The sequence below is a fragment of the Neisseria sp. HMSC061B04 genome (assembly GCF_001836705.1).
In the GTDB taxonomy this organism is placed as follows: domain Bacteria; phylum Pseudomonadota; class Gammaproteobacteria; order Burkholderiales; family Neisseriaceae; genus Neisseria.
The window spans coordinates 88,037-96,810 of the sequence record NZ_KV830175.1 but is presented as its reverse complement, the minus strand read 5'-3'; the positions used below and the strand labels follow the sequence as shown (position 1 = coordinate 96,810).

General features: G+C 47.0%; 8 protein-coding genes. 1 reads left to right on the top strand and 7 read right to left on the bottom strand.

The window, feature by feature from the left end; genetic code table 11:
- Positions 1 to 31 precede the first annotated feature (31 nt).
- The 4 genes from HMPREF2661_RS01875 to HMPREF2661_RS01860 all read right to left on the bottom strand — a co-directional run bounded on the left by HMPREF2661_RS01875 (position 32) and on the right by HMPREF2661_RS01860 (position 5,149).
- The gene (locus HMPREF2661_RS01875; RefSeq protein WP_070822192.1) at positions 32 to 1,231 is read right to left on the bottom strand and encodes a hypothetical protein; all 1,200 of its coding nucleotides are present in this window, start codon (positions 1,229 to 1,231) and stop codon (positions 32 to 34) included.
- A 96-nt stretch (positions 1,232 to 1,327) separates the two neighbouring features.
- Entirely contained in the window at positions 1,328 to 3,091 is a 1,764-nt protein-coding gene (gene recD / locus HMPREF2661_RS01870) for an exodeoxyribonuclease V subunit alpha (protein ID WP_070822191.1), read from the bottom strand.
- Between the two features lie 131 nt (positions 3,092 to 3,222).
- A complete protein-coding gene (gene lolD, locus HMPREF2661_RS01865) occupies positions 3,223 to 3,906 on the bottom strand; it encodes a lipoprotein-releasing ABC transporter ATP-binding protein LolD (RefSeq protein WP_003679081.1) in 684 nt (227 codons plus the stop codon).
- Positions 3,899 to 5,149 carry a lipoprotein-releasing ABC transporter permease subunit gene (locus tag HMPREF2661_RS01860; protein ID WP_003746931.1) on the bottom strand — a complete coding sequence of 417 codons (1,251 nt, stop codon included), beginning with the start codon at positions 5,147 to 5,149 and terminating at the stop codon, positions 3,899 to 3,901. Before HMPREF2661_RS01860 ends, lolD begins: the two co-directional genes overlap by 8 nt.
- Before the next feature lie 214 nt (positions 5,150 to 5,363).
- On the opposite strand from HMPREF2661_RS01860, the gene HMPREF2661_RS01855 reads away from it, so the two are divergent.
- On the top strand, positions 5,364 to 5,651 hold the full coding sequence (locus HMPREF2661_RS01855; protein WP_003683377.1) for a hypothetical protein: 288 nt from the start codon (positions 5,364 to 5,366) through the stop codon (positions 5,649 to 5,651).
- 62 nt (positions 5,652 to 5,713) lie between these two features.
- Here the strand turns inward: HMPREF2661_RS01855 and recR are convergent, their stop codons facing one another.
- From recR to HMPREF2661_RS01840, 3 genes are all read right to left on the bottom strand, one after another.
- Positions 5,714 to 6,319 (bottom strand): recombination mediator RecR, encoded by a 606-nt coding sequence (recR, locus tag HMPREF2661_RS01850; protein ID WP_049322823.1) that lies wholly within the window; start codon positions 6,317 to 6,319, stop codon positions 5,714 to 5,716.
- An 82-nt stretch (positions 6,320 to 6,401) separates the two neighbouring features.
- Entirely contained in the window at positions 6,402 to 8,255 is a 1,854-nt protein-coding gene (locus HMPREF2661_RS01845; RefSeq protein ID WP_049322824.1) for a SurA N-terminal domain-containing protein, read from the bottom strand.
- Between the two features lie 146 nt (positions 8,256 to 8,401).
- Positions 8,402 to 8,749: an ArsC family reductase gene (locus HMPREF2661_RS01840; protein WP_049322825.1), complete on the bottom strand. Its 348-nt coding sequence runs from the start codon at positions 8,747 to 8,749 to the stop codon at positions 8,402 to 8,404.
- Positions 8,750 to 8,774: the final 25 nt, after the last annotated feature.

Here is an 8,774-nt window from a genome sequence, read left to right as displayed (position 1 = left end):
TGGAATTTAGGGCTAATCTACGTCAGCCCCATTAAAATTTATATTCTAACTGACCGCGAATAACGTTCACGTCCTGCTTATCCGTGCCAACGGTAGGCGTAACCTGTTTGCCGGCCAAATAGAAGCCTTTGAGTTTCCAGTTTTTCCAAGGAATATAGGTTGCACCGATTTGCACGCCTTGGACGTTTTTGCTGTAATCCTCAACAGAAGAGACACCGGACAACGAACCGACACGGCGGTAGTTCAAGAATACGTCGTAAGAATTACGGACATTCCAATCGGCTGATTTATAGCGCACTTCAGTGAACACGCCATCATTTTTGATTTTTTGTCCGGCATCATTATAAGCTTTGATATTGGACTTGCTAACCGCGGCCATCCAACGCCAATCGTCATTAAATTTAATGTCCGTACCAATTTCTCCGAAAACCGCATTTTTCTTCGCGCCGCGTACATCGATGTCTTTCATGTAGCTGACGGTTGCGCCGACGTTGATATTCTCATTCACAGGCAACACGCTTTGAACCGCGGCAAAATGTCTGCGGCGGCCGCCGATGCCCCATGTGTTGTCGTTCAGATTGCCTGTACGGCGGCCTGCATAGATTTTGGTCGGCAGGGTTTTATTGTCAAAGAAGATTTCACCGCCGGTAACTTCGGTATCCCACACGCGGCCGTATGAAGAGAACGCGCCAAATTTACCAACACGCGCTTTGATGTTGTTGTACACAGTCCCTTCGGCATACAGTTTATTGACCGGCACATCATGATCGCCGTTGAATTTACCGGTTTCCAAATCGATATTCGGCTCGATTTGCGCTACCAATTTCCAATCTTTGTACAGTTTTGCGCGTAACCAAAATTCCGCGTTGAAGTTGGCATTGGTGTCTTCAGGCGTCGGATTAACGCTGCTGTTGTTGGCATTGATGTCTTTGGTATCCGCACGTACGCGCAAACCACCGTTCACAGTTAACAAATCATTGAAAATGCTGATTTTATCGTCATCTTTGCGAATGATGCTGCCGGAATTGACATAATCGTTGGTGGTGGCCAAAGCCGCCGCATCACGCCCGCCATCAGCATTCTCTGCCAATGAATAAGATGATGAAGCCAATAAAATACAGGTTGCAATCAGTTTGGTTTGAAATTTCATGCCGACTCTCCAAAAGAAGGTATTGAAAGTGAAGTATTCGATAAAGCGTACAAAATCGTGGATTTTGTAAAAATTATTCATTTTGTTTACTAATTATTTTTATCGTATGTAAATTAGTGTAATCAGTCAAGCAGATTTAAACGCTTTATCCGCTTTCAGACGGCCTCTTGATTCAGGTCAAACAGAAGCCTGCATATCAGGCTGTTCAAACTGCCATTTCAAGGCATCGGCTAATGCCGTCCTGCGTTTTTGGTGGCATCCCACAGCCTTAACCAATTCCTCTGCATTTCCCCAAAACACAAAACATTCACGCGCGCGGGTAATGGCTGTGTAAAGCAAAGCCTTATCCAAACCGCGGGCTTCCTCTTCGCTTTCCGTCGTTGCAGGCACTGACGGAGGCAATAGCCATACTTCCCGATATTCCGAACCTTGGCTCTTGTGCACCGTCATGGCAAAAGCCGATTCAAAATCGGGCAAACGGCTGATGGCAATTTTTTTGAATCCATCTTTCTCAGGAAAATAGGCAGACAAACCATTCAACGATTCTTCATCTTTCATAATCAGCCCGATGTCGCCGTTAAACAATTCCAGCATGTAATCATTGTGGGTAATCATGATGATTTGTCCGGCAAACCAAGGCGTTTCGCCCGAAACCTTGCCTTGCCGTTGCAAATATTCTTGATAAGCCTGATTCAAATCATCCGCATCCTGCCGCCAAGCCGCCAATACCACCACATCGGCCGCATGACCGTAGGCGAGTGCAACATTATTCTCTGCCACAGCCTGCCAATAATCCTGTTGCTTTTGATACAGCAAGGCGACCTGCTCTTTCAGACGGCCTGATTTCATTTCCAACTCTTTGGGGAACTTGTCAAACTGTTCGACCGCAGTTTGCTTTTCCCCGGATACCACCGCCCTTGCCAAACAACCAATACCGCTGTCTGCGCCAAAACGGTGGCTGAACGTCAATTTAGCATTGTTTTGCGATAAAGCATGAGGCCGCTCTTTAATCTCAAAGCCATGATTGGGCAGGTACACTTCCAGCTTTTCAGCAGTTTCTTTATCCAAAGCCGTCGGACGCGACAACGCCGCCAATACGGCACCCAAGCCAACCGACGGCAACTGGTTTTCATCGCCAAGCAATACCAGACGACAGCCAGTAGGCACAGCACGCAACAAATCCAACACCAGCGGCAAATCCAACATCGAAGCCTCATCCACCACCAAAACATCCAAAGCAAGCGGATATTCACGATTGAACGCAGGGCGCATTTGCGGCGGCCGCAGTTTCAACAATCGATGGACGGTCTGCCCTTCCAAATTTTCCAAATGCGCTTTAATGCTCGGAGACAAATCAAAACCGTCTAAAGCACGCTGCAAAGCCCGTGCCATATGCGCAGCCGCTTTGCCCGTCGGCGCCGCCAAAGCGATACGTGGCAGCTTCGTACTGTTATTGCAAATCAGACCCAAAAGCTTTGCTACGGTCGTCGTCTTCCCCGTACCCGGCCCGCCGGTAATCAGCATAAAGTTTTGCAGCAAGGCCAAAGCCGCAGCATCCCGTTGCTCTTTACTGTCTTTAGTATCAAACCAGTCGTTCAGGCTTTTTGAAGCCGCCATGAAATTCACTTCTTCCGCTTCGGCACTGGCCAGCCGTTTGATTTCGACAGCCAAATCATGCTCCAACTGCCACATCCGCCCTAAAAACAATTTCCGGCCTTGCAGGATAAGCGGTTTATCCGCATTGCCGACTAAATTCGGCAAGTTGCTTAAGGCATCGACATCCGCTTTATCCAAATAAATAAACGAATGCCCGTTTTGCAAGGCTGCAAACAGTCGAACCACATAAGGCTCAATAATGGATGCGCCCTGTACTTCGTGGCGGCGGAAAAACGCTATGGCCGCATCTGCGGCAGAGGAAAGGATAGAGTCGGTCGGGTTCATGGCTCAGGATTGATGGATACGGAAAAAGAAAGGCCGTCTGAAAAACAGCGTTTCCATAAATGAAAACCTATTTTTCAGACGGCCTCTATTATACCGTTCAAAGCATAAAATATTTGCCTGAAATAATAACCTTATTGCAGCACTTGCAGGCTACCGTCTTTCATGGTCATTACCCGATCGAAACGCTCAGCAAGCTCGTCATCATGGGTCACCACAATCAGGCTGGTGTTCAATTCGCGTTTCAAATCCAGCATCATGTCCAGCACATTTTGCGCATTTTTACGGTCAAGGTTCCCCGTCGGTTCATCTGCCAACAGGCATTTCGGCTCATTAACCAAAGCACGTGCAATCGCCGCACGCTGACGCTCACCGCCGGAAAGTTCGCTCGGACGGTGCAGCATACGCTTGTCCAAGCCAACCTTCTTCAGCATCTTGACAGCCTTCTCCTCAGCCATCGCCTTGGGCATTTTGCCGATTAAAAGCGGCATCATGACATTTTCCAACGCAGAAAACTCAGGCAATAGATGATGGAACTGATACACAAAGCCCAAATAACGGTTGCGCAATTCGCCTAATTGTTTTTGGCTCAAGCCGCCCAAATCCTGATCCATCAGTATTACCTTGCCTTCAGACGGCATATCCAAGCCACCAAGAAGGTGCAACAACGTAGATTTACCGCTGCCTGACGAACCGATGATACTCACGCTTTCCGCTTCGGCAACTTCAAAATCCAAATGATTCAACACTTGTACATTCAATGCGCCGTCATTATAGCTTTTGCCAACGCCGATACATTTCAAGATTGTCTTACTCATAACGCAAAGCCTCCGCAGGTTGGGTTTTCGCAGCACGCCAGCTCGGATACAGTGTGGCGATAAATGCCAAGCCAAGCGAAATGCAGGCAATAACGGCGACATCTTTCAAGTTTACATCGCTAGGCAGGTAATCGATGAAATAAACCTGTGAGTTAATCAAATGTACGCCAAACAGGTCTTCAAAAAACGCGACAATCTTGCCGACATTCCAACCCAGCAATACACCGCATACTACGCCCACAAGCGTACCGAAGAACCCCGCGAAAGCACCCTGCACCAGGAAAATCTTCATGACGCCGCCTGGGGACAAACCCAACGTGCGCAAAATCGCAATATCGGCTTGTTTTTCCGTTACTGCCATTACTAAGGAAGAGACGAGGTTAAACGCAGCAACCGCGATAATCAGCGTCAAAATGATGAACATCATGCGTTTTTCCAACTCAACGGCTTCAAAATAGCTGCGGTTGTTAAACGTCCAGTCGCGCACCCATACTTCATCTTTTTTAGCATCTGGAATCAACTTAGCAATAAAAGACGGCGCATTCTGCGGATCAGCCAATCGCAAACGCAGCCCACCGACATTTTCCCCCAGTCGATACAAGACTTGCGCATCCTTGATATGCGTCATGGCCAATGTGTTATCGACTTCATAAACACCAGTTTTTACCACACCGACCACATTAAACTGCTTCAAGCGCGGCACCACGCCGGCAGGAGTAACATTACCCTCAGGCGTAATCACTGTAACCTTGCCGCCAAGCTCCGTACCCAATGCCTCAGCCAGCCCTTGGCCTAAAATAATATCAAATTCGCCCGGCTTCAAATCGTCAAAACTGCCGGCCGGCATATCCTTGCCGTAATCAACGACATTTTTTTCTTCAGACGGCAAGATACCGCGTATCTGCACACCGCGCACTTCGCCGGCATTGGCAAGCAAAGCTTGATCGGAAACATAAGGCGCGCTGGCCAATACTTCCTTTTTGCCTTTTACAAATTCGCGCAAATTCTGCCAACCCGGCGCACTGCCGACATCGTAATAGCCGATTTCCGCATGAGGTGCGACGTTCAACAATTGACCGCGTATCTCTTTTTGAAATCCGTTCATTACCGATAACACCACAATCAGCGCCGTTACGCCCAAGGCGATACCGGCGATTGAAATCATGGTAATAAATGACATAAAGCCGTTGCGTTTTTTCGCACGCAAATAGCGCAGGCCTATCCAAGTTTCTAAAGAAGCCATTCAAAAATGCCTCATTCGTTTGTCAAAAAAGGCTTATTGTACCGTAAAACCGACAGGTCGTCCGATTGCCCGACTGATGTGGCATTCAGGGATATAGTGTATGTAAAACCATGTATCTTACCGTAAATTCTGCCGAAAAACTTGCACAATCACCCAATCGCCCTTATTCTGAAGCTGTGACTCGTTTTGTCACCATCAAAAAGGAAATACACTAATGAACAGCAAAAAATTCTTGGCCCTCGTATCCGTAGCTGTAGGTTTGTCATTCAGCTTCAATGCATATGCCGCCAAAGAAATCAAAATCAGTTCAAACAATACCGCTTACTCCGACGCCGATGTTCAAAAACTGGCAGCCACTGCTGTCGGCATGGGCGTAAAAGAACCTGTCAGCCTCAACAGCGGAAACGGTGTTGTTACCGTATCCGGCAGCAGCGCAACCAAATGCGCATTCAAAGTCGGCAACGGCGATACGCCTCAAATTCAAGGCGTGAGCTGCAAATAATCTGATTTCATCAATGAAACGGCCGTCTGAAAGACTTTCAGACGGCCTTTTTATATTGGCATTTAAGATTGGATGTTTCTTCTATCATAAACAGCCTGAGCCAAAGTACCGGCATCCACATATTCCATCTCGCCGCCCAAAGGAATTCCCCTTGCCAACCGGCTGACTTTATAAGGAAGATTTTTAAACAATTCCGCCAATACATACGCTGTCGCATCGCCTTCGGCTGTGAAGTTGGTTGCAATGATAATTTCCTCAATATCACTCGCCTGCAAACGGGCCACCAGCTTATCTAATGCGACTGCCGAAATATCCATGCCTTGCGCCGGGCTGACTTGCCCCATCAAAACAAAATACAGGCCATCATGGCAATTGGCCGCCTCCATGCTGGAGACGTCCGCCGGAATATGCACAATCATCAAACGGCTTTTATCGCGTTTTTCGTCTGCGCAAATTTCACACAAATCGCCTTCGCAAAATGTGTTGCACATCCGACAATGCTGCACCTGCCTCAAAGCAAACTGCAAAGCATCCACCAATTCCTGCGCTTCTTCGCGTTTGTACTGTAAAAGCTGGTAAGCCATGCGTTGTGCGGATTTCGGGCCGACATTGGGCAGAATTTTTAATGCATTAATCAAGCGGACAAAGGCATCAGGATTTTTACTCATGATTTCAGACGGCCTTTAAAAAGATGGCTAAAAATAAGAAAACAGCCGGAATTCATCCGGCTGCCCTACTCTAATATTCTGCTTATTCGGCAGCATTATTAACTTGTTGTACACCTTGCGTACGATCGATTTTCTTATCCAAATACTGGAGCAAGGCATCGAAAACATTGGCAGAAAGCTGCTGAACCAAAGCCTGTTTGGCAGCCGGAATCTGTGAATCGGCATTTTCAGGAGCAGAAACACTCTGAACTTCCATAATCACCGGCGCAGGCATACCTTCCAACAATGTATACGCAGGTTTGCCGCCGACAGGACGCGCTTTCAACAAAGCCGCATAAGCCTCCGGAGACATGGTTTTACGTGCATCTTGCGCACTCAATTGAGAAACAGGCGACCATTGAACATCGGCAGCTTTACCAGCTTTCAAAGCAGCCAAAGTTTCCTGGGCTTTTTTCTCTGCCAGTTTAGCGGCTTCAGAGCGCTGATATGCTGCACGGACAGTGTCTTTGACTTCCGCAAATGGTGCGATTTTCTCTTCGCGCACTTCTTTCGCACGAATGACCCAAACGGTATCGTTGTTGATGGCAATCACTTCAGAATTGTGTTTTTTCTTCAGTACATCATCACTAAACGCGGCATTAATCAATGCTTCAGGCAAGCCGGCTTCCTTCGCACCCGCTTTGGTCACCCATTCATCCAGGCTTTCTACTTTCAAACCTGAATTAGCGGCTGCTTTTGCCAGAGAAGACGGATCATTGAAGGTATCTTCACCCAGTTTTTCTTTAGCGGCATTAAAGGCAGAAGCTGCTTTTTTCAGTTTCAAGGCTGCTTCGATACGCGCTTTAGCTTGTTCCAAAGTCGGCTCAGCTTCGACATTCAAAACTTTAATGACGTGATAACCCAAAGACGATTTAACGGTATCGCTGACCTCGCCTTTGCCCAATGCAAATGCCGCTTTATCAAATTCCGGCCCGAAGCCGCTGCCGCCGCTTTTACTTAGGTAGCCCAAGTTGCCGCCTTTATTGCTACTGGACAAGTCTTTAGAATACTTGGCCGCCAGCTCGGCAAACGAATCCGGATGTGCTTTAAGCTCCGCAGCCATTTTGTCCACTTCGGCTTTAATTTCCGCATTGCTTGCTTCATCTCCGTTAGGCATGACCGGAATAAAAATATGCGCAATTTCGGCTCTTGGCGACAAATCTACGCTTTTGCTGTCGTAAGCTTTTTGTACTTCTTCCGCACTAACGGTTTGCTTGTCAGCCAAATCTTTGATGCTTAAAGCCACATATTCCAGCTTAACGGCTTGAGGAATCAAGTAATCTTTCTTATGCGCTTCATAATATTTTTGCAAAGCCTCATCATCTACTTTGACTTGTGCCGTAAATGCTTCAGGGCTGAACGTAAATGAACGGATGGTACGGGTTGCTTGAGTCAGGTTAATCAACTGACGCGCTTGCGCATCGCTGACCAAAGCGCCGTTTTGCACCAGATTCAACAGATTTTGCAATTGGAACTGTTCACGGATATCTTCAACGAACTGATCCTCGGTCATCCTGCGTTGATCCAAATATTTCTTGAGCAAATCCTGACTGAATTTACCGGAAGCATCATGGAAATTCGGATCATCCACGATAACTTGCTTGATTTGTTCCTGAGACACAGCGATGCCCATCAGCTTGGCACCTTGCTTCAGATAAGCACGTTGCAATAACGATTGGAATACCGCATCACGAGAAGGCGCATTATTGCCGGCAGCCTGCTCGTTTTGTATCGCAATCTGTAAAGCGTGTTCGCTGACTTTCTCATCCCCGACTTTGACAATGTAATCAGAACCCGGCGAAGACAAATTATTGGCACCGAATCCGATAAAGGTCAGACCGATGATACCTAAAACAATCTGGGCGGGTGTTTTATATTTTTCAACAATATGGAACATATTTATCCGAAAGAAAAGTTTGGCGCGGCAGCCGGAAAATGCTGCCGCAAAAATCTTAAAATCCTGAAAACAGGCTCAAAGCGCGTATTGTAACGTATTTTTTCAAGGCTTGCTTTTTCAGACGGCCTAAAAACCCTAAAAATGCCTTATCCGAAAATTTCTTGATACGCTTCTACTGAAAATCCGACATGAACCTGCCCTTCTTTGACCAACACAGGCCGCTTGATGATGCTGGGATTCTCCACCATCAAAGCAATCGCACCTTCTTTTGTGGTGGCAGATTCTTGCGCATCTTTATCCAGCTTGCGCCAAGTCGTGCCTCTTTTATTGAGCAAAATTTCCAAAGCCGCCTGATTCAGCCAGCCATCAATCAAATCGGCAGTCGGGGCGTTTTTCTTAAAATCTACAAACTCAAACTTGATGCCGTTTTCAGTCAACCAACTGCGCGCTTTTTTAACCGTATCGCAATTGGGAATACCGTATAGTTTTATCATCTTATTTATCCTTGTTCTCATTCAT